Consider the following 19,309-nt stretch of genomic DNA (forward strand, 5'->3'; position numbering starts at 1 on the left):
GCTATAATAACTCTAAAATAACTCGACAGGAGAATCACATATGTCTGATGCTAATGAAATAAACCAAGCAGAACCACAAAAAAAGAAAGTGAGTTTGCAGGAAGCGATCAAGCAGCAGCTTGAAGCGAAGAAAAATCAAGCTGCTGACAACAAATTAAATGGCAATAACTCTCAATCGACGAAAAGAATGAAAAGCCAGCAAACTAAAAAAGTCAGCAACACAAGACGAAAAATGGGTGTATAACTAACGGCGCACAAAACATAAAGAGTGACTTCTATTTATTGAAACAAAAATAATAGAAATCACTCTTTTCGTTTTATGTTGAAACGCAATCTGATTTCATTGCCTTCCACTTCAAGTTTCGTCAATAATCACGCAGATCATCATACATACTAATTAAGATCCCAACTGTTCCAACTGCTCAACAACACTGGAAATTTCATTTAATGTCGTTAATATTTGCGAATCCTCCAATGTAGTTAAATCAAGATTTCCTAGTTCGATATTTTCCAGATACGTATCTATGGCCACTTTTAATTGTTCACTATAATCAGTTAATTGGGCATGGATATCTTCTGCCATTTGTGGTGGTTCAATGGCGATGAAAATTTCTGCATCTTCTTTCATATTAATCAAGCTGTTCTTAAGCTCCTGAACCGATTCATTGTTAGCTATTGCTTCTTCCGCCAATTTCGGCAATTCTTCTCTAAATTGGTTTGCTTCGTTTATATAAGTTGTTGCATCATTGACATATTCGACCGATTGATTTAAATCCTCCATGAACGAACAGCCGCTTAGCAGGATGGCTATCATTCCGACAATGGTTATATTCTTCTTCATTGTTGACTCCCTTCAATAAATTTTTTTATTAAATATAAATACGGTTGAAAGATATTTAAGTTTCAGATTATCAAAGTCCTTTTATTTACATCGAAGGCCTGTGGATTCAAAGTATATGGACAAAGGCTGGCACGATGCAGCCTTCAGGAATGTATCAATGGATGTCGCGCTTTTTGAATCTTCCGCCACGCACTTCAGATATATTTGCGACGGCGAGAAAAGCGGATGGATCAAGGTCTTCAACGATCATTTTCAGCTTCGCTTCTTCAAGCCGGGTAATCACGCAGAAAATGACCTTTTTGTTATCACCTGTGTAGGCCCCTTCTCCATCTAAATATGTGACTCCCCTGCCAAGCCGGGCAATAATGGCATTGCCAATCTCTTGATGATTGTCAGAGATAATCCAGGCTGATTTTGACTCATCAAGCCCCTGAATGACAATATCAATCGCTTTAAATGCGATAAAATAAGCAATCATCGAATACATCGCACGATCCCAGCCAAATACAAAACCGGCTGTCCCGAAAATAAATAAATTGAAAAACATGATGATTTCACCAACCGAAAAAGGCAACTGCTTATTAGCTAAAATAGCCATTACTTCGGTGCCATCGAGAGAGCCTCCATAGCGGATAACCATTCCGACTCCGACTCCGAGAGTCATTCCGCCAAAAACAGTCGCAAGCAGTAGATCATCGGTAAAGACAGGGACTTCATGCAGCAGAAATGTAGTCACGGAAAGTACCGCGATTCCAAGCAGTGTCGATAGGGCGAAGGTTTTCCCAATTTGCTTATATCCGATGAAAATAAACGGTATATTCAAAAGAAAAATAAAAAGGCCTAATCGCCAGCCTGTCAGATGAGCAAGGATAATCGAAATCCCGACAATTCCCCCGTCCAAAACACGATTTGGAACTAAAAATTCTTCCAGGCCAACCCCCATTAAGATCGCACCAAGAACAATAAAAAATATCCTCTTCGCGAGCTTCGTTTTTGGTAAACCTTTATGTCGAATGCTTTCAAGTGTATGTGGTTCAAATCCGTTCATTATCCACGCCCCTTTCATCATTAAATACCTTGTGCGATTGTATGTTAACTATCGAAATTATTCGAAGAAAACCATCCATACCCTTAGTTTAACATTATGATTAAGGACAGTCCCATAGCACTTAATACTCGTAAGACTATTTTTCCTTATATTCCTTTCTTTGACAAGCAGTATGCTCTCTACTAATTACTTTTCGAATATATATTAGTAAATTCTGTCCGTTTATATTAGACCTTTTCCATTGACGAAAGACAGCCTGCTTTTCTATACTGAGGAGAGCTGAATTGCAGAAACGGGGAACATCATGGATTTTGAAATCATCTATTTATCCTTTTACGTTATTCAAGTAGAAGGGAAAGGCGAGCAAACAGATAGACGCTATAAACATTTTCAAACGCTAAACCATGAAGATTATGAACAAAGCGCGTTAAAAATCTTTTTGGACGGTGAACTGGCGAAAATTTCAAAAAGAAAAGTTGACCGCCATCCAAAAACAGACCAAGTCCCGACCAAGATCGGTCATTTTATTGTCGAAGCTGGGCATGAGCTTAGTTCAAATCCGAACTATAATCTTTTCCAAAGGGTAAAATCAGCCACATCCAGTCCTGAATTTCAGGAAGCAAACGAACAATTGGTGCAGGCTTACTTGGATACAAGCGCTGTCCGTGGCGGCGTTTTTCTGGTTGCCTCAGCAAAGCTGAGAAAATATTTTGACGAACCTTTTGTGTTTATCATGAAGTGTGACTTTGAACCAAAAGTTGCGTCCATTTCTGATGAGTCAACCTTAATTAATCATGTCGAAATGGCAATAACGACGAAAAATATGAAATCGATCCAATATCCATATATGCCTGAAGAGGGGATCATTGAAGAGGCTGAATTAAAGATCCACCAGGCATCGCATGCACGCTATTTTGAGGACTTCTTGAAGTATGTTGATTACGCTGAGTCAATGCCGGAGATTGTTAAGACACAAGTGATCGGCATGGTTCGTGAGCAGCTTGAAGATCGGTTTGAGCCTGACAGCGACGAAAGAGAACAGTTTGAATCAGCGATGGAAATATGGGCATCGAGCCCAAAACGGGAGCTGCAAGAGCAATTTTCCACCGCCCAGATTGTCGAAGCTGCTGCCCAATTAGTCGACCATACACCTGAACTCGAGCTAAAAGTGAAGCTTGACCACATTTCCGTTAATGGAATGCTTGCGGATTTCGGCGATCACATCCATATCGGCAAAATGAACGATAAATATGTAATGCTGATTGAATCCGATTCAATCAACTTTGAAAAAGGTTTTTCACCGATTGAGTTTTTAAAACCAGAGAATCTTGAAGAAATAATGGACAGAATAAAAAAGAAACAAGCATAAAGCCGAATGACCTTGAAAAATGTCCGAAGGGGTGCAATACAATGAATATCACGGAGTATACAGTTGAAAAAATCGGAGATCCATTCGGAATTTTAACCGGAGATCGCTATGATTTTTTTCTAAGAGTAGAGGTTCCTGAAGACGACGAATTGCACATGGAAGCAGGACTATCTCTTAAAGTACTGTTTATCGTGACCGAAGAAAGCGAAAAAATCGCCAACTATCATTTCATCGATGATGCAACTGAAAAAATTCTTGAGTTTGAGCTGGAGGAAGATGAGGAAGAAAAGGTAGCAGCGTTCTGCAAGGAACATTATAAGGAAGCACTCTGAAATATAAAAACGGGCAATCCATTTGCCCGTTTTTCTTCTATTCGGTTACAATAGCGAAAAATAATAATTCTCTTACTATTTATACTAAAAATTATGGACGGATCCTTAAGTCAATCAGTTCAAGAATGCTTATACTTGGGGCTGCTGTTAACAACAACTTGGAGCAGTTTAATACCCTGCCTCATCTCACTACTACAGATAGGACATAAAGGTGTTTCACTGCTTTTGAAATTATCCCTTACCCAGGCGTTGCAGCCATCAGATGTACATTCCCATACCTTCGTTTCTTCCGTTACTACTTCTATATCTTTCTTTCTACCAAACGCCATAATGTTTTTCCTCCCCGTTTCTATTTTTAACGGACTGGCACCAAACACATTTATTATATGCACCGCGCCGGCAAATCTTGTTAATACTTTTAGCCTAAATAAAGAAGTGCGCTGGAACAAGACGTCAAAAGAGTCCAACCGATTTTCATCATGTTATTAAAATATTTAAAAAAAGAATTCACTGCCATGAACGCAATACCTCCAGGCCCCAAGCTTGCATCTAATATGTGTTGCTTGCCTTAAAAGCCGCTCGATCCTTTACATAACAGTGAATTCTACTGGCATTATTCATTTATAAAATAGCTTTCTTTACACCAAAAACCTTTTATAATGCAAAAAATTAAGCTTTTTGGACGTTGACAGCTTGAGGTCCGCGTTGGCCTTCTTCGACACCAAAAGTCACGCTTTGACCTTCTTCTAACGTCTTAAATCCATCTCCCTGAATAGCAGAAAAATGAACAAACACATCTTCTCCACCATCCGTCTCGATAAATCCAAAGCCTTTCTCTGAATTAAACCATTTTACTTTACCTGTTGCCATTTTTTAATTCCTCCTAAATTAATCAAGCATATGAGTGGTATTTTATGGACTGCCACTATACCTAATAATATGGACAATTTATGCCAAATTAAACCTATATTACTGGAATTTATTCTTGCGAGCCGGACGATTTCTTGTTCTGCTTCTATCATTGCGGCGGTTCCAATCCCGATCAGAGCGGTTTCGATCTCTGCCGGCGTTCGGCTTTTTAGAACGGAGCGGCTCCACTGCCGTTAATCTGACAGGTGTTGCATCCGGCTCTTTTGTTAATAGTTTTAATGCGGAAGCAAGCAATGTCACCGAATCTGTATCCTCCAGCAGTGTTTCGGCAATATGCTTATATTCTGAGAAATTACCTTGTTCCATTACATCGCGAAGCCGCTGCATGGTCGCTTCCTGATGGCCTGCCAAAACTTCTCCCATCGTCGGAATCGGTGTTTTGGACATTTTTTTCTTAGTCATATTTTCAATTGACCGCAAATGGTCTGTTTCCCGCGGCGTTACGAAAGTTATGGCAATACCTTTTTTGCCTGCACGTCCTGTTCGGCCGATCCGGTGTACATAGCTTTCGGGATCCTGTGGAATATCAAAGTTATATACATGGGAAACGCCGCTAATATCAAGGCCACGGGCGGCTACGTCTGTGGCAACCATGATATCAATTGACTGTTCTTTAAAACGGCGGATTACTTGATCCCGTTTCGACTGGGGAACGTCCCCGTGAATTCCTTCTGCCGAGTAACCGCGTTTGATTAAACCTTCAACCAGTTCATCGACCCGTTTTTTTGTCCGTCCAAAAATAATCGCCAGTTCAGGAGATTGGATATCAAGAAAGCCGGATAACACATCAAACTTTTGCTTTTCCTGAACTTCAACATAATGCTGTTCAATGTTCGTGACAGTCATTTCTTTTGCTTTGACTCTGACCAGCTCAGGATTGTCCATAAATTTTTCAGCAAGCGACTGAATTCGCTTTGGCATTGTAGCCGAGAAAAGCAGAGTTTGATATTTCGTCGGTATCTGGCCAAGAATCTTTTCAATATCCTCAATAAAGCCCATATTCAGCATTTCATCTGCCTCATCAAGGACAACAGTATGGATGTTTTGCAAACGGATCGTCCTGCGATCTAAGTGATCCATTAACCTCCCGGGGGTGGCAGCAATAATTTGCGGCCTATTCTTTAAAGCTCTGATTTGACGGCTAATATCCTGCCCGCCATATATTGGCAATGTGCGAATTCCCTTTCCATTGCCGATCTTGTTCAATTCCTCTGCCACCTGTACGGCTAACTCACGCGTTGGTGCGAGAACTAAGCCCTGAATGCCATCTTCAATGACTGCTTTTTCGATCAGCGGAATCCCGAAAGCGGTTGTTTTACCTGTTCCAGTTTGGGCCTGGCCAATTAAATCCCTGCCTGTCAATGCAAGCGGGATCGCCTGTGCTTGAATCGGTGTTGGTTCTTCAAAGCCCATATTCGATACAGCACGTTGAAGTTCTTTGCTTAAATTAAATTGCTCAAATGTTGTCAAACCGTGTATGCCTCCTTCACACCATTGGTGTGGATGCTCATTTATTACCTTGACCTTAAGGTAATGCATCAATATTTTATAAAATGTTTTCTTTCTCCATTCATATTTTACCTATCCGCTGGCAATTAAAACGTTACTTTTACAAAAGTTACAAAAAAGAATCAAGCCCTCTGCTATCATCTTTAACTGCTCCATGACCGGCCAAGCAAAATTAGTTCTGCGGGATGGCTTTTAGGCCCCTGATTCTTTACATCTTCAGTTGGAAAGGATTGTCCTAATTGACAAAATGCAGGTATTTATGAAAAGAGGATATAAGTGGAAAAGGCGGTGCCACCTGAGCACCACCTTAAGATTTTCGAGTTATTAAGCTTTGGTAACGTTAGCCGCTTGTGGTCCGCGGTTTCCTTCAACAACTTCGAAAGTCACGCTTTGGCCTTCGTCTAATGATTTGAAGCCATCACCTTGAATAGCAGAGAAATGAACAAATACATCTTCTCCACCTTCTGCTTCAATGAATCCGAATCCTTTTTCTGCATTAAACCATTTTACTTTACCGTTTTTCATAATGAAAAACCTCCTGAAATTGTTTCACCATAACACTTTTTATAAAATTCGGAAAAAACGAAAGCCGCAGCTTTGCAACGAAATAAGGAATCGGCCTACTTTCATTCCAGTTGCGACTACTTGTATCCATCTAATTATATAACGAGCTTTATAGCGTTACTTTAATAGTAAATTAATAGAGCCGCAAAGTCAACTTTAATTGCCCTTTTCTATCCTGTATCCCCAGTAAGAAAAAAAGTGGGATTCGCTTTTCTTCCAGGCTAATAATGCAAAAGGGATTGCAATAAATCAGTATTTTTAATAGAAAATATGCCGGGCGTAAAGCTGGTCGCTTATCGTCAGAATTGCATGAGAATAAGCAGGTTCGTTACCAAAATTTAACCTGTATCTTTCCTTCAATGTATAAGTGTATATTTCATCTTATTACAAAAGATAATAAACTTACAAATTTAATTTAAAGGGGTTATGAAATGACTGTTGATAATCGATTAAAGCAAAAATGCAGAACAAACTTGTTAACTGGACAGAAAAAAGGTAATGCGTTATATAGCATCGCTTTCGGCGGATTAATCTTAACAACAATTTACACAGCAATATTAGCGTCACAATTAATGAGTACAAAGCGTAAAGTTGATTATATCTATTACAAAACAAAGTTTATTGAAAAAAAATAAATTCGCAAACCTCTGTATTATTTTATAAATTCTTCAATGAAAAAACTCTCCAATTAAATGGAGAGTTTTGTATTTTCTTTATAACCAGGCTGTGCCTCGGCTATTGCCGCTTCTAATTCCTTTATGTGGTTTTGTTTTTCCCCATCTGTCCAGGCGAACTTGTCAGCAAAATAATCAACTACCTGCTCTTTCCATTTTTTAACGAGGGCGATATTAAACAACAGGGCGCCCGTTCTACGATAGAAAAAGTCAAGCGGGGTTGCAGCCATTTCATATTGGACTGCATATTCTAATTGTCCGAATAAAACCTTTGGCAGCTGGTATTTGTTTCTTATGTCGTGATTGGCGTTAATTAATTCAACAACAACCGGGCTGTTCGAACCATAAATGGCTGCAATCTGGGAAGATTCTTCTTTTGTCAACCCTAAAGACATCCCCTGTTCTGTTTGCTGAGCAATATAGCGAGTAAAACCTTCTGATCCACCGACGTCCCCTCCGGAGATCGGCATATGCATTGTTGAACTTTTCGGGAACTGCTTATTTTTCTCATTACTTAGCTTTTGTGCCACTAAATCGACAATCGTTTCTGCCATTTTCCGATATCCTGTCAGCTTACCGCCTGCGATCGTGATAAGTCCTGATTCAGATTCCCAGATCTCATCCTTCCGTGATATTTCTGATGGTGCCCGTCCTTCTTCATGGATGAGCGGTCTGATGCCGGCCCAGCTGGATTCGACATCCGCTTCGGTAATATTCACAGTTGGAAACATGTAATTGATGGCGTCAATGATATAAGCCCTGTCTTCCTGTGTTACGCCTGGATTCGCTTTGTCCGCATCAAAAAAAGTATCCGTTGTTCCAACGTAAGCCTTTCCTTCGCGTGGAATCGCAAACACCATCCGTCCGTCAGGTGTATCAAAATAAACAGCCTGTTTCAGCGGAAAGCGGCTCTGGTCAATGACAATATGAACGCCTTTGGTAAGCTTTAACGTTTTGCCTTTTTTGGAGCCATCCTTTTCACGGATTGTATCGACCCACGGCCCTGTCGCATTGATCACCTTGTCAGCACGGATTTCAAACACTTCTCCCGTCGTTAAGTCGGTTATTGATGCCCCGACAACCTTTTGATTCTCATATAACAAATTGTCGGCGCGCGCATAGTTTACGGCGGTAGCTCCTTTTTCAACTGCAGCTTTTAACACTTCAATCGTGAGGCGGGCATCGTCTGTCCGATATTCTACATAATAACCGCCGCCTTTTAAGCCGTCTTTTTTGACAAGCGGTTCTTTATTTAAGGTTTCATCAGCACCAAGCATTTTTCGGCGCTCTGTTCTTTTCACACCCGCCAGAAAGTCGTATACCATCAAACCGATCGACGTGCTTGTTTTGCCAAACGTTCCACCTTTATGCATAGGCAGCAGCATCCATTCCGGTGTCGTTACATGTGGACCGTTTTCATAGACAATCGCTCTTTCCTTGCCCACCTCTGCTACCAGCTTCACTTCAAATTGTTTTAAATAGCGAAGGCCTCCATGAACAAGCTTCGTTGAACGGCTGGAGGTTCCAGCTGAAAAATCCTGCATCTCTACGAGCGCAGCTTTCATTCCTCTAGCAGCAGCATCAAGTGCAATTCCAGCGCCTGTAACTCCTCCCCCGATGATAAGAACATCAAAGGATTCAGACTTCAGCTTATTTACTATTGTTGTTCTGTTCAGGTTCGAAAACTTTTCCATTTTAGTACCCTCCTAATGTAGAAAAAAGACCACAAAGCACACTATCGCTAGATCCAATAGTGTATTTGTGGTCTCTCCCTGTCTCCTGCCGAGTATTAACTTAGTTTAATCATAACATATATTTATGTCTTTGAAAAATATTACTTAAATGCCATTGTCGCATGGACAGCTTTCTTCCAGCCTTGATAGAGCTTGTCGCGGTCGTTGTCAGCCATTGTAGGTTCAAATGATCGATCAATGGACCATTGTTGGGCAATTTCTTCCTGACTTTCCCAGTAACCTACCGCAAGCCCGGCCAGATAGGCTGCGCCAAGTGCAGTCGTTTCATTGATAGTAGGTCTTTCAACAGGAACATTTAAAATGTCGCTTTGGAATTCCATCAAAAAGTTATTTTTAACTGCTCCACCATCAACACGCAATGTCTTCAGTTCAATTCCCGAATCTGCTTCCATTGCGCCGAGAACATCTTTTGTCTGGTAGGCAAGCGATTCAAGTGTCGCCCGGACAAAGTGTTCTTTTGACGTTCCCCGTGTTATGCCAAAGATTGCTCCACGTACATCACTATCCCAATATGGTGTTCCAAGACCAACAAAAGCGGGCACAACATAGACGCCGTCAGTAGATTGAACCTTGCTTGCATATCCCTCACTATCTTTTGCATCCTTTAGCATTCTTAATCCGTCACGAAGCCATTGAATGGCAGAGCCGGCAACAAAGATACTTCCTTCAAGGGCATATTCCACTTTCCCGTTCAATCCCCAGGCAAGAGTTGTTAACAACCCGTGCTCTGAACGAACCGCTTTTTCGCCAGTATTCATGAGCATGAAGCAACCGGTTCCATAAGTGTTTTTCGCCATCCCTTCACCAAAGCAAGCCTGGCCGAAAAGTGCTGCTTGCTGGTCACCTGCTGCACCGGCAATCGGCACTTCTTTACCAAAGAAATGGTAGTCGATTGTGTGCGCATATATATCAGAAGACGGGCGAACCTCAGGCAGCATCGACTTTGGTACTGTTAAAATTTCAAGAAGCTCATCATCCCATTTAAGATCATAAATATTGAACATCAGTGTTCTTGACGCGTTTGAGTAATCGGTTACGTGTGCTTTGCCTCCTGATAGCTTCCAGATGAGCCATGTGTCAATCGTTCCAAATAAGAGCTTGCCTTCTTCTGCTTTTTGGCGTGCGCCTTCAACATTATCCAAAATCCATTTTACTTTCGTTCCGGAGAAGTATGCATCAATGAGCAAGCCTGTTTTATTGCGGAATAAATCGTTATGGCCCTGTTTCTTTAGATCATCGCAAATGTCGCTAGTTTGCCGGGATTGCCAGACAATCGCGTTATATACCGGCTGGCCTGTTTCCTTATCCCAGACAACAGTCGTTTCACGCTGGTTGGTAATCCCGATCCCGGCGACTTGTTCAGGCTTCACTCCGGATTCGGATAAACAGCCGGCTATAACCGCCAAAATCGAGCCCCAAATTTCATTTGCATTATGCTCGACCCAGCCCGGCTGTGGAAAATATTGCGTAAATTCCTTTTGGGCAGAATGAACAATTTCTCCTTGTTTGTTAAAAAGAATTGCCCGTGAACTTGTTGTTCCTTGGTCTAAAGATAAAATAAATTTTTCCATGAATGCCTCTCCCCCGAATATGTTATGTTTTTATGCGACAGCCTTTGATTGGTCCATTTCACCTGACTGTTTTTTTCCGAATAAATACGCTAATAATAATATTACTATTGTAATAGAGATAACACTCCATGTCATCGCATTCACTTTTCCGTTATACATATATTGATAGAATACGGAGCCTAGTGAACCACCCAGAATCGGACCAACCACCGGAATCCAGGAATACCCCCAGTTGGAGCCACCCTTACCTGGGATCGGAAGCAAAAAGTGAGCAATCCGCGGACCAAGGTCACGAGCCGGATTAATCGCGTAACCGGTTGTTCCACCAAGCGACATCCCGATGACAACAATCAGTAAGCCGACCGCGATTGGGTTCAATCCCTCTGTAAATTGGTTTGCACCAATGAAAAGCAATCCTAGAACAAGAATAAAAGTACCAATAATTTCACTTAAAAGGTTTGAAAATGTGTGAGGAATTGCCGGGCCTGTCGAAAATACACCAAGCTTGGCTGCCGGATCAGGAGTCTCTTTCCAGTGCGGCAAGTAATGTAAAAAGACTACAAAAGAACCTAAAATAGCACCGATCATTTGCGCGAGGATATATGCCGGTACATCCGCCCAGGCAAAATCTCCATTCACTGCCAATCCAATCGTTACCGCAGGATTTAAGTGTGCACCACTGATGGATCCAACCGCAAATACTCCCATTGTTACGGCAAGTCCCCAGGCGATGGTTATGACAATCCATCCCGCATTATTGGCGTAAGATTTTTTCAATGTGTTCCCGGCGCCAATTCCGGCTCCAAAGATAATCAAAATCATGGTGCCGATGACTTCTCCCATAAAAGCAGTCATAAATACTCCCCTTTCTTTTTTGAAAGCGTTTGATTTTTATTTAACAACAAGTTTGATAAGAAAAAGGAGATACACGACAGAATAACCCTCTGAAAGAGGCAATCTGCGTGAATCTCCTTTTCTCCATCACGATTCATTAACTTGTTAATTATCAGTATACTGACCTGTGAAAGCGTTGTCAACAAATTAAGATTTTTTTCTTTGTGTATGTTGATCGACCTAGAGGATAAACATATCCCATAGGTCCGTTTTCGACGTGGTAATCGCGACAGCACCTGCTTTTAGGGCATTTTTTACTTCCTCGGGTGAACGGATTAAGCCACCGGCAAATATAGGAGTGTTCAGGCGTTCCTTCACTTCCTTAATCATCCACGGCATTGCACCTGGAAGGACTTCGATGTAATCTGGCTTGGTCTTTTCAACAAGCTTGTAGCTCTTTTCAAGGGCATGGCTGTCAATTAAAAAAATCCGTTGCACGGCTATCACCCCTTTTTGCTTTGCTTTATGGATGACGCTCGACTTTGTTGAAATAAGGCCGTACGGTCGATATTCCTGGCATATGTATTCTGTAGCATAGTCATCGTTTTTAATGCCATGAATCATATCGACGTGATAAATCATTTTTTTATTATGCTGTCGCGCCATCGCATTGACATTTTTTAATTGAGCGATATGCATCTCCAGAAACACACCGATCTGATAGGGACTATCCAAAAATATTTCAAACTCTTTCATACTTGATGACGCTGGCAAGATCTTTTGGTTCACTCTGTTACCTCCATTTGCTGTTCGCAGAATTCAACAATCGCCTCTTTTCAACCGATGGGCAATGCGGGGGCAGTAGTAGCATCACCAACCGCATCACTGCCGGAAAATGGATTACGGGAGGCTGAGCTTTAGCCTGTTTCTCGGATTAATAAAATCATACATGAAGCACATGCAAACTTCCAGATCTCTTTTCATATATGAAAAACAGGGATGGCCATTGTTTTCATGGACAAATCCACTCAACTCCTATGCTTCTTTTCTTGTTTTCGTGGCGGTGCGCTTTTTTCTGGCTGGCGCCTTTTTTGGTTTTGTTTTATCAATAGAAGCTTGCAGGGCAGCCATGAGATCGGTAACATTTGATTTTGGCTCTTTTTCCGTCGGGGTAACCGTCTCTTTACCTGTACGTTTCGCTTCAATTAATTCCAGCAGTTCATTCCGATAGTCATCGGTATATTTTTCCGGCTCAAACTCGGCTGTCAGCTGATCAATTAACATGATCGCCGTATCAAGCTCCTTTTTAGTTACTTTATCTTCGGCAGGAACATTGGGTACATCAATCGCTCCGCGAACTTCGTCCGGATAATGTATCGTTTCCATGACCAGTGTATTTTTATATACCCGCACTACTGCCAGTTGTTCCTTTGATCTAATCACGATTTTGGCGATCCCAACCTTGTCCGACTCATCAAGCGCTTTTCGCAGCAGTGAATATGCCTTGCCTCCTCCATCTCCCGGTGACATATAATAGCTTCTGCTGTAGTAAATCGGATCGATTTCTGTGATCTTGACAAAATCGATAATTTCAACCGCTTTATCTTCATTTTCCTTCTTTAATTTTTCTAAATCATCGTCATCTAGAACCACAAACTTCCCTTTTGTGTACTCAAAAGCTTTTACGATGTCTTCATTTTTTACTTCCTTTTCACAGACCGGGCAAACCTTTTCGTATTTAATTGGTGATTTGCATTCCTTATGCAAAGTGCGGAGCTTCACATCTTTATCTTCAGTTGCTGCATGCAGCTTAATCGGTATATTAACCAGTCCGAAGCTAATGCTGCCCTTCCAAATTGTATGCATACGGATTCTCCATTCGTTTTTGTTTACTCTTAATTTGTGTGAACAGAGGCAAGAAATTCATTAAAACAACTGGAAACAGATTAGTTTTAATGCCAAAAAGGCAAGCTAATATAAACAAAGCTCGAAAGGATGAAAGCAGAATGAAACCGATGCTGCCTACCCTTACGTTTGATGTTCCTAAAGGCGAAAATTGGGTTTATGAGGTGAAATATGACGGGTTTAGAGCGATATTAACCTGGGACAATGACATAACTTTAATTAGCCGGAACGGCAAAGAGCTTCTTTCCTTATTTCCGGAAATTGAACAGTTTCTTGTTGAAAATCGCTCCGTCTTCGAACCCTACCTGCCTTTTGTACTCGATGGAGAGCTTGTCTTTCTCGAAAACCGCTTTAAAGCTGGCTTTGATTCCATCCAAGTTCGAGGCAGGATGCGGTCTGAACAAAGAATACATCAGAAGGCCAAAGCTTCCCCATGCAGGCTGCTGATATTTGATATTTTACAGCTGAAGGGCAAATCCTTAAAAGAGAAGAAATTCATCGAGCGCAAGGAAATTTTGCTGAATTTTTTTAAAACGGCAGGCCTTCCCCTCGAACCTGACGAAAAACAGCATAAGCTGGTTCAGATGATTCCGGCGCATAAAGATTTTAAGAAAATTTGGGAGAAGGTTATCCTGTATGATGGCGAAGGAATCGTCGCAAAGCAGGTGAATAGTCACTGGACAGCTGGAACAAGGACGCGGGAATGGATAAAAAATAAAAATTGGAAGTACGTGTCTTGTTTCATTTCAGCTTATGAAAAGACAAATGGCTATTTTTATGCTTCAGTATTTAAGGATGGCAGCCCTGTCCCGATCGGAAATTTCTTATTTGGACTTAAGCCTGAAGAGAAAAATGCGTTATTCCAGATCGTTAAAGAAAATAAAATAGAGGAAGACAGCGAATTTATTTATGTTGAACCTGCTATTTGTGTAGAGCTAAAATATTTGGAAATATACGAACTGCAAATGAGAGAACCCCATTTCGAGCGATTTCGTTTTGACTTGATGCCTGAAGAATGTACATTCGAAAAATTTGTCCAGCAGCAGAAAAACGTTCCTGTTGATGTCGAAATTACCCATCCCGATAAGCCGCTTTGGGAAACGCCGCCCATTAAAAAAATCGATTACATTCATTATTTACGAGAAATCTCCCCTTATTTTCTGCCGTTTTTAAGGGATCGGCTCTTGACTACAATACGCTATCCGCATGGAATATTTGGTGAAGCATTTTTTCAGAAAAACCGGCCCGATTATACACCTGAATTCATTGACACCAGCGAAAGCGATGGGATCTACTACATTGTTTGCAACGATCTGAAAAGCTTGCTGTGGCTTGGCAACCAGCTTGCCTTCGAGTTTCATGTTCCTTTCCAAACGATTCATAGCACTGGCCCGAGTGAAATAGTCTTTGACCTCGACCCGCCCTCAAAGGATGCGTTTCCGCTCGCCATTAAGGCGGCCCGCTTGATTAAGGAAGTGCTGGACCATCTCAAGCTCATCAGTTTTATCAAAACATCCGGGAATAAAGGTCTCCAAGTATATTTACCATTGCCGGAAAACCGCTTTTCTTACGAGCAGACCCGCATGTTTACATCGTTTGTCGCCGACTATCTCGTTTCAAAGGACCCTGATTCCTTTACGGTCGAACGAATGAAGAAAAAGCGTGGAAAACGCCTATATGTCGACTATGTCCAGCATGCAGAAGGAAAGACGATCATTGCTCCATATTCTCCGAGAGGAAATAAAAATGCAACGATTTCAGCGCCGCTTTTTTGGGAGGAGGTAAACGAAAAATTAACTATAGACACCTTTCAAATAACCACGATGTTAAAAAGATTAAAAACGCAAGGATGTCCTTTCCAAACATTCTTCCAAACAAAGGAAATACAATCATTTGAACCTGTTTTGGAGTTTCTTACCAATGGGGCTAAATAGCAAAAAGCAGCTACCTGTTATAATGGCGGCTGCTTTTCAAATTTAAATATATTTGCTTAAATAGTCTTTTACATGCTCCTGTAATTTTTCATAATGTGTTGATTCCTCTTTGAAGAATTCCTTCGGGCCTGTTTGGAAATGATCAACGGCGTTCCAATTAAAATTGACCTTCGTTTTGTATACATACGTGGCATTTCCAATTAAGTCAATTGAATAATTTCCGTTTTGTTCGTGGATGATACAGTGAACCTTCCCGCCATTATTATAAACCTCGATCGATCTTTCTTTGTCATTTAATCCGTTCAAGTATGTGACAAGACTTGAAGCAGACATCGCCGTACCGCAGGCATTTGTAAAACCGACGCCTCGTTCAAAGGTCCTCACATAAATTGCCCCGTCCTCAAGCGCTGTAACAAAGCTGACGTTCACACCATCAGGAAACAAATCATTTGGGCCATTTACGCGCTCACTCAAGTGTTTTTGCAAGTCTGAATGAATTTGCTCAGCCTCGACGATCGCGACAAGATGCGGGTTTGGAACAGCCAAAGCCGTAAATCGCAATTGATCGGAAAGAGCGGGTATCTTTTCATGATGCAAGCTTTCTTGGGGAAGATTTAACGGTAAATCTTTTAAAGCAAAAGAAACAGGTGAAATTTCAACCTGATAAGTTGGAACATGAGCAAAAAGATCATCCATTTTATTAACAGACAGATTGACCTTCATGGTTTCGATTACAGCACTGCTCTTTTTTTGCAGTTCACAAACATAACGGGCAACACAGCGCAAGCCATTGCCGCACATCGACGCCTCGGAACCATCTGCATTAAACACACGCATCCGTGCATCAGCATGCTTTGAAGGCATGACATACAATATTCCATCCGCTCCCAGTTCGCTTGAACGTTCACATAATGCTTTGGCAAGTTCTGCCCGTTGCTCTTCCGTAAAGACGTAATCATTTGAAAGCTCATCTATTAGTAAAAAGTCATTGCCGGAACCATGGCATTTTATGATATCAATCTGCAAGGACTAAACCTCCATCATCGTTTTACTGGCTTTAAAAATAGCTATTACAAGAGTGCCACATTTCAGTTTAATATTCAATTAAAGTTATTCCTATTGTGCTTTTCCAAACACAGTTATTTTTTTCGGCAGTATACGAATGAACTCGCCTATATTAACTTGTTTTGGTTACTTGCTTCGTCATTCAGGAGATGATCAGACCAGTTTAACGCTTCAGCATAGATCAAGAACAAGTCCTTTTCCTCAATCTTAAACTCACGGCATTTCTGATTAATCTTAATCCAATCCGCTTTTTCAACTGCGACGACAAGGTCGAGTACTTCCTTATAGCAATTTGGCTCTCCTTTTAGAGCTTCGCAAATCTCGTCTTGCAGCGGCAAGTCTTTGAGGATCTTCTCCATCGAAGTTCCCATCACCGTATCCATTAAAGAAAACATACCTGTCATGAAGAAACTTGAACAAAACGCTGTTTGTTTCTTTAGCCTCGCAACCGATTCACACATTTTAGCTCTGGTCAGGCAAATTTTTATTGTTTCCTTTGATAAACTTTTTGCCATTCCTGTTGTCTCTCTTACTGCCATAACATATATCCACTTTTGGGTTTCGATTAACCCGAGCAAAATAATCGCCTGGCGGATTGAGTTAATTTTATATTTCGGGCGAAATGCCGGTGAATTAATTAGCTTTAACAATTTATAAGAAAGGGATAAATCTCTTTCTATTAGTTCTGAAACCTCATCAATACTTGGTGCAGTCATTGAAAAATTTTGGATCATTTCAAAATAGGACGGGAAGTACGTAGGTATATCATAGGTCGAAACAATGTCAGGCTTTGAAAAGAAATAGCCCTGAAAAAAATCGTAGCCTTTTTCTTTTGCTGTTAGAAACTCTGTTTTCGTTTCAACTTTTTCAGCAAGCAGCTGAATATTCTGCGACTTTGCTGCAGATTCGATCCTTTCCCGGATTTCTGACGATGTTTGTAAAAAATCTACCTTTATGATATCAGCGTAGCTCAGCAACTCAGAAGAATATGGGTTTTGCTCATTTAATGCATAGTCATCAAGAGCTATTTTATAACCGAGCGCTTTCAGTTCCTGGCAAATCTCAATAATTTCTTCACTAGGCTCGACCGACTCCAGTATTTCAACAACAATTTCGCGCGGCCGAAAATAGGTCGGCAGCCGCAATTGAAGAAGATTTTCTGTAAAATTAATGAAGCATGGCTTGCCATTCGCTACATCATCAATTCCGATGTTCAGAAAGCTATTAATAATTACATCGGCGGTTGCCTGATCTCCATTTACATTCGGAAACACATTTACTTGATTGCTTCGATGGAGAAGTTCGTAAGCAAAAACTTCTTCCTTCTTATTAAAAATCGGCTGCCTTGCAACAAAAACTTCCATTCCTGTTAACCTCCGAACCGTCTGCAAATGTCTATTGATCCCACCCTACATTCTAGCGGAAAGATCATTGTAACTTTGTCGAAATTTGTAACTTTCAGAAAACTTTTTACATGATAAGCAATTATCTCCTTTATTTGGACGAAAACAAGCAAGAGATTACAAAAATCGTGAAAACAAAAAGAGACACCCTAAGGTGCCCCCTTCTTGTTAACTAATAAAATGAACGACAAAATTCATTAAAAATAAAGCAGAAATGAAATATAATGTTAAAGAAACTTCGCGTGCTTTACCAATAGCAATTTTCAAAATTGGATAAAGAATAAATCCAATCGCAATTCCGTCAGCAATGCTGTAGGTAAATGGAATCATCACAATAATAAACATAGCCGGAAAACTTTCACTTAAATCCTTCATGTCAAGATTGCGGATATTTTGCAGCATCAACCCGCCAATAATGATTAAAATCGGGGCAATCGCACTGTCAGGAATTAATTTGATCAATGGGATTAAAAATGCCGATACACCAAAGAGCAGGCCTGCGGTGACAGCGGTCAACCCGGTTCTCCCCCCGGCAGCCATGCTTGCTGCACTCTCAACCGTTGAAACGGTCGGACTCGTGCCGAATAAACCAGAAAGCAGTGCAGAAACAGCGTTTGCTTGAAAAGCACGTGTGAATTTCTCGGATCTCCCGATAAAATTCAAATGACCGTGAACAAGGCCGATATTCTCAAAAACAAGTACCATCGTCATTGAGAAAACGGCTACCCAGAAAGTAAAAGAAAGCACTCCATCAAAAGAAAAAGCCGCAAACACAGTCGAGTAATCATGCAAGGTAAACGTTTTTTCTGCCGAGGCAGCCGGGCCAATTAAGCCGAAGGACCAGGAAATGATCGTCCCGGCGATGATACTGATAAAAAAATTGCCGGAAACGTTACGTAAAAACAAAATGATTGCAATCAAAAATGTCAAAATCGTTGCAACCACCTCTGGATTCCCTAGTTCACCAAGTGAAATAATGGAGTTACTGCCCCTTACGATAATCCCGCCTTTTTCAAGTCCGATGAACATGAGAAACAGGCCAAGACCAACCGTAATCGCCTCCTTCAAAGAATACGGAATCGCCTCACTTAATTTTTTCGCATACTTTGAAAAAGCAACGATGCAAAACATCAGTCCGGAAACAAACACGACTCCTAGTGCTTCCTGCCAGGATAACCCCATTGAGTTGACCATCGTGTAGGAAAATAAAGCATTAATTCCCATCCCGGGCACGAGTAAAATCGGGGCATTTCCCCACAATCCCATTAACAGGCAGCCAGTCACCGAGGTCACAATCGTAGCGATGATCGCCGCTTCCAAAGGAATTCCTGCTTCTGAGAGGATTAGCGAATTCACCGCAATGATATAGACAATCGTAAAAAAACCGACCGAGCCGGCCAGCATCTCTTGTTTTACCGATGTCTGATTTCTTTCAAGCTGAAAGAATTGATTTAGCCTATTGTGCAATTAAATCATATCCAGTTTTTCATAGCCCTCTCCCTACCCGCTTTGCCTGAAAAGTTCAGGTAAGCCACAAGTCAGTATTTTATCAGAAAAGTACTGTTAATTCTACAGA

Annotated in this window: 19 protein-coding genes; 5 read left to right on the forward strand and 14 right to left on the reverse strand. The window is 41.1% G+C overall.

Features of this window, described 5'->3' with window-relative positions; genetic code table 11:
* Positions 1-40: 40 nt before the first annotated feature.
* Positions 41-244, forward strand: a complete 204-nt coding sequence (locus CVD23_RS14490) for a hypothetical protein (protein ID WP_101578363.1) — start codon at positions 41-43, stop codon at positions 242-244.
* Between the two features lie 153 nt (positions 245-397).
* Here CVD23_RS14490 and CVD23_RS14495 read toward each other — a convergent pair whose 3' ends face one another.
* The gene (locus CVD23_RS14495; RefSeq protein WP_101666414.1) at positions 398-841 is read right to left on the reverse strand and encodes a DUF6376 family protein; all 444 of its coding nucleotides are present in this window, start codon (positions 839-841) and stop codon (positions 398-400) included.
* A gap of 154 nt (positions 842-995) precedes the next feature.
* Positions 996-1,889: a YitT family protein gene (locus tag CVD23_RS14500; protein WP_101578365.1), complete on the reverse strand. Its 894-nt coding sequence runs from the start codon at positions 1,887-1,889 to the stop codon at positions 996-998.
* Between the two features lie 304 nt (positions 1,890-2,193).
* On the opposite strand from CVD23_RS14500, the gene CVD23_RS14505 reads away from it, so the two are divergent.
* Together CVD23_RS14505 and CVD23_RS14510 are read left to right on the forward strand one after the other, a co-directional pair.
* Positions 2,194-3,258, forward strand: a complete 1,065-nt coding sequence (locus CVD23_RS14505; protein WP_101666415.1) for a DUF3900 domain-containing protein — start codon at positions 2,194-2,196, stop codon at positions 3,256-3,258.
* Between the two features lie 41 nt (positions 3,259-3,299).
* A complete protein-coding gene (locus tag CVD23_RS14510; RefSeq protein ID WP_101666416.1) occupies positions 3,300-3,590 on the forward strand; it encodes a DUF6509 family protein in 291 nt (96 codons plus the stop codon).
* A 119-nt stretch (positions 3,591-3,709) separates the two neighbouring features.
* On the opposite strand, the gene CVD23_RS14515 is transcribed toward CVD23_RS14510, so the two are convergent.
* From CVD23_RS14515 to cspD, 4 genes are all read right to left on the reverse strand, one after another.
* The gene (locus CVD23_RS14515) at positions 3,710-3,919 is read right to left on the reverse strand and encodes a cold-shock protein (protein WP_101666417.1); all 210 of its coding nucleotides are present in this window, start codon (positions 3,917-3,919) and stop codon (positions 3,710-3,712) included.
* 340 nt (positions 3,920-4,259) lie between these two features.
* The gene (locus CVD23_RS14520) at positions 4,260-4,460 is read right to left on the reverse strand and encodes a cold-shock protein (RefSeq protein WP_101578369.1); all 201 of its coding nucleotides are present in this window, start codon (positions 4,458-4,460) and stop codon (positions 4,260-4,262) included.
* A 99-nt stretch (positions 4,461-4,559) separates the two neighbouring features.
* A complete protein-coding gene (locus tag CVD23_RS14525; protein WP_425427544.1) occupies positions 4,560-5,990 on the reverse strand; it encodes a DEAD/DEAH box helicase in 1,431 nt (476 codons plus the stop codon).
* Between the two features lie 363 nt (positions 5,991-6,353).
* Positions 6,354-6,554 (reverse strand): cold-shock protein CspD, encoded by a 201-nt coding sequence (gene cspD, locus CVD23_RS14530; protein WP_101578371.1) that lies wholly within the window; start codon positions 6,552-6,554, stop codon positions 6,354-6,356.
* Between the two features lie 470 nt (positions 6,555-7,024).
* Here cspD and CVD23_RS14535 point away from each other — a divergent pair, with 470 nt between their 5' ends.
* Positions 7,025-7,228 (forward strand): hypothetical protein, encoded by a 204-nt coding sequence (locus CVD23_RS14535; protein ID WP_101666418.1) that lies wholly within the window; start codon positions 7,025-7,027, stop codon positions 7,226-7,228.
* A gap of 53 nt (positions 7,229-7,281) precedes the next feature.
* On the opposite strand, the gene CVD23_RS14540 is transcribed toward CVD23_RS14535, so the two are convergent.
* The 5 genes from CVD23_RS14540 to ku form a co-directional block, all read right to left on the reverse strand.
* Positions 7,282-8,961, reverse strand: coding sequence for a glycerol-3-phosphate dehydrogenase/oxidase (locus CVD23_RS14540; RefSeq protein ID WP_101666419.1), 1,680 nt, complete (start codon positions 8,959-8,961; stop codon positions 7,282-7,284).
* Positions 8,962-9,101: 140 nt separating this feature from the next.
* The gene (gene glpK, locus CVD23_RS14545; RefSeq protein ID WP_101666420.1) at positions 9,102-10,592 is read right to left on the reverse strand and encodes a glycerol kinase GlpK; all 1,491 of its coding nucleotides are present in this window, start codon (positions 10,590-10,592) and stop codon (positions 9,102-9,104) included.
* 30 nt (positions 10,593-10,622) lie between these two features.
* Entirely contained in the window at positions 10,623-11,447 is an 825-nt protein-coding gene (locus CVD23_RS14550) for an MIP/aquaporin family protein (RefSeq protein ID WP_101578374.1), read from the reverse strand.
* A gap of 219 nt (positions 11,448-11,666) precedes the next feature.
* Positions 11,667-12,215 carry a glycerol-3-phosphate responsive antiterminator gene (locus CVD23_RS14555; RefSeq protein ID WP_101578375.1) on the reverse strand — a complete coding sequence of 183 codons (549 nt, stop codon included), beginning with the start codon at positions 12,213-12,215 and terminating at the stop codon, positions 11,667-11,669.
* A 246-nt stretch (positions 12,216-12,461) separates the two neighbouring features.
* The gene (ku, locus tag CVD23_RS14560) at positions 12,462-13,292 is read right to left on the reverse strand and encodes a non-homologous end joining protein Ku (RefSeq protein ID WP_101578376.1); all 831 of its coding nucleotides are present in this window, start codon (positions 13,290-13,292) and stop codon (positions 12,462-12,464) included.
* Between the two features lie 140 nt (positions 13,293-13,432).
* Here ku and CVD23_RS14565 point away from each other — a divergent pair, with 140 nt between their 5' ends.
* On the forward strand, positions 13,433-15,265 hold the full coding sequence (locus CVD23_RS14565; protein ID WP_101666421.1) for a DNA ligase D: 1,833 nt from the start codon (positions 13,433-13,435) through the stop codon (positions 15,263-15,265).
* 42 nt (positions 15,266-15,307) lie between these two features.
* On the opposite strand, the gene dapF is transcribed toward CVD23_RS14565, so the two are convergent.
* The 3 genes from dapF to CVD23_RS14580 form a co-directional block, all read right to left on the reverse strand.
* Positions 15,308-16,291, reverse strand: coding sequence for a diaminopimelate epimerase (gene dapF, locus CVD23_RS14570; RefSeq protein ID WP_101666422.1), 984 nt, complete (start codon positions 16,289-16,291; stop codon positions 15,308-15,310).
* Between the two features lie 146 nt (positions 16,292-16,437).
* Positions 16,438-17,694 (reverse strand): EAL and HDOD domain-containing protein, encoded by a 1,257-nt coding sequence (locus CVD23_RS14575; protein ID WP_101666423.1) that lies wholly within the window; start codon positions 17,692-17,694, stop codon positions 16,438-16,440.
* Between the two features lie 207 nt (positions 17,695-17,901).
* Positions 17,902-19,137, reverse strand: a complete 1,236-nt coding sequence (locus tag CVD23_RS14580) for an NCS2 family permease (protein WP_374702645.1) — start codon at positions 19,135-19,137, stop codon at positions 17,902-17,904.
* Positions 19,138-19,309: the final 172 nt, after the last annotated feature.

The sequence above is a fragment of the Bacillus sp. V33-4 genome, from assembly GCF_002860225.1.
Taxonomy (GTDB): Bacteria; Bacillota; Bacilli; order Bacillales; family Cytobacillaceae; genus Bacillus_BJ; species Bacillus_BJ canaveralius.

Bases quoted from the DNA above. Each gene is read 5' to 3' on its own strand.
- CVD23_RS14490 (WP_101578363.1), top strand. From the start codon at position 41: ATGTCTGATGCTAATGAAATAAACCAAGCAGAACCACAAAAAAAGAAA.
- CVD23_RS14495 (WP_101666414.1), bottom strand. From the start codon at position 841: ATGAAGAAGAATATAACCATTGTCGGAATGATAGCCATCCTGCTAAGC.
- CVD23_RS14500 (WP_101578365.1), bottom strand. From the start codon at position 1,889: ATGAACGGATTTGAACCACATACACTTGAAAGCATTCGACATAAAGGT.
- CVD23_RS14505 (WP_101666415.1), top strand. From the start codon at position 2,194: ATGGATTTTGAAATCATCTATTTATCCTTTTACGTTATTCAAGTAGAA.
- CVD23_RS14510 (WP_101666416.1), top strand. From the start codon at position 3,300: ATGAATATCACGGAGTATACAGTTGAAAAAATCGGAGATCCATTCGGA.
- CVD23_RS14515 (WP_101666417.1), bottom strand. From the start codon at position 3,919: ATGGCGTTTGGTAGAAAGAAAGATATAGAAGTAGTAACGGAAGAAACG.
- CVD23_RS14520 (WP_101578369.1), bottom strand. From the start codon at position 4,460: ATGGCAACAGGTAAAGTAAAATGGTTTAATTCAGAGAAAGGCTTTGGA.
- cspD (WP_101578371.1), bottom strand. From the start codon at position 6,554: ATGAAAAACGGTAAAGTAAAATGGTTTAATGCAGAAAAAGGATTCGGA.
- CVD23_RS14535 (WP_101666418.1), top strand. From the start codon at position 7,025: ATGACTGTTGATAATCGATTAAAGCAAAAATGCAGAACAAACTTGTTA.
- CVD23_RS14540 (WP_101666419.1), bottom strand. From the start codon at position 8,961: ATGGAAAAGTTTTCGAACCTGAACAGAACAACAATAGTAAATAAGCTG.
- glpK (WP_101666420.1), bottom strand. From the start codon at position 10,592: ATGGAAAAATTTATTTTATCTTTAGACCAAGGAACAACAAGTTCACGG.
- CVD23_RS14550 (WP_101578374.1), bottom strand. From the start codon at position 11,447: ATGACTGCTTTTATGGGAGAAGTCATCGGCACCATGATTTTGATTATC.
- ku (WP_101578376.1), bottom strand. From the start codon at position 13,292: ATGCATACAATTTGGAAGGGCAGCATTAGCTTCGGACTGGTTAATATA.
- CVD23_RS14565 (WP_101666421.1), top strand. From the start codon at position 13,433: ATGAAACCGATGCTGCCTACCCTTACGTTTGATGTTCCTAAAGGCGAA.
- CVD23_RS14575 (WP_101666423.1), bottom strand. From the start codon at position 17,694: ATGGAAGTTTTTGTTGCAAGGCAGCCGATTTTTAATAAGAAGGAAGAA.
- CVD23_RS14580 (WP_374702645.1), bottom strand. From the start codon at position 19,137: ATGCTGGCCGGCTCGGTCGGTTTTTTTACGATTGTCTATATCATTGCG.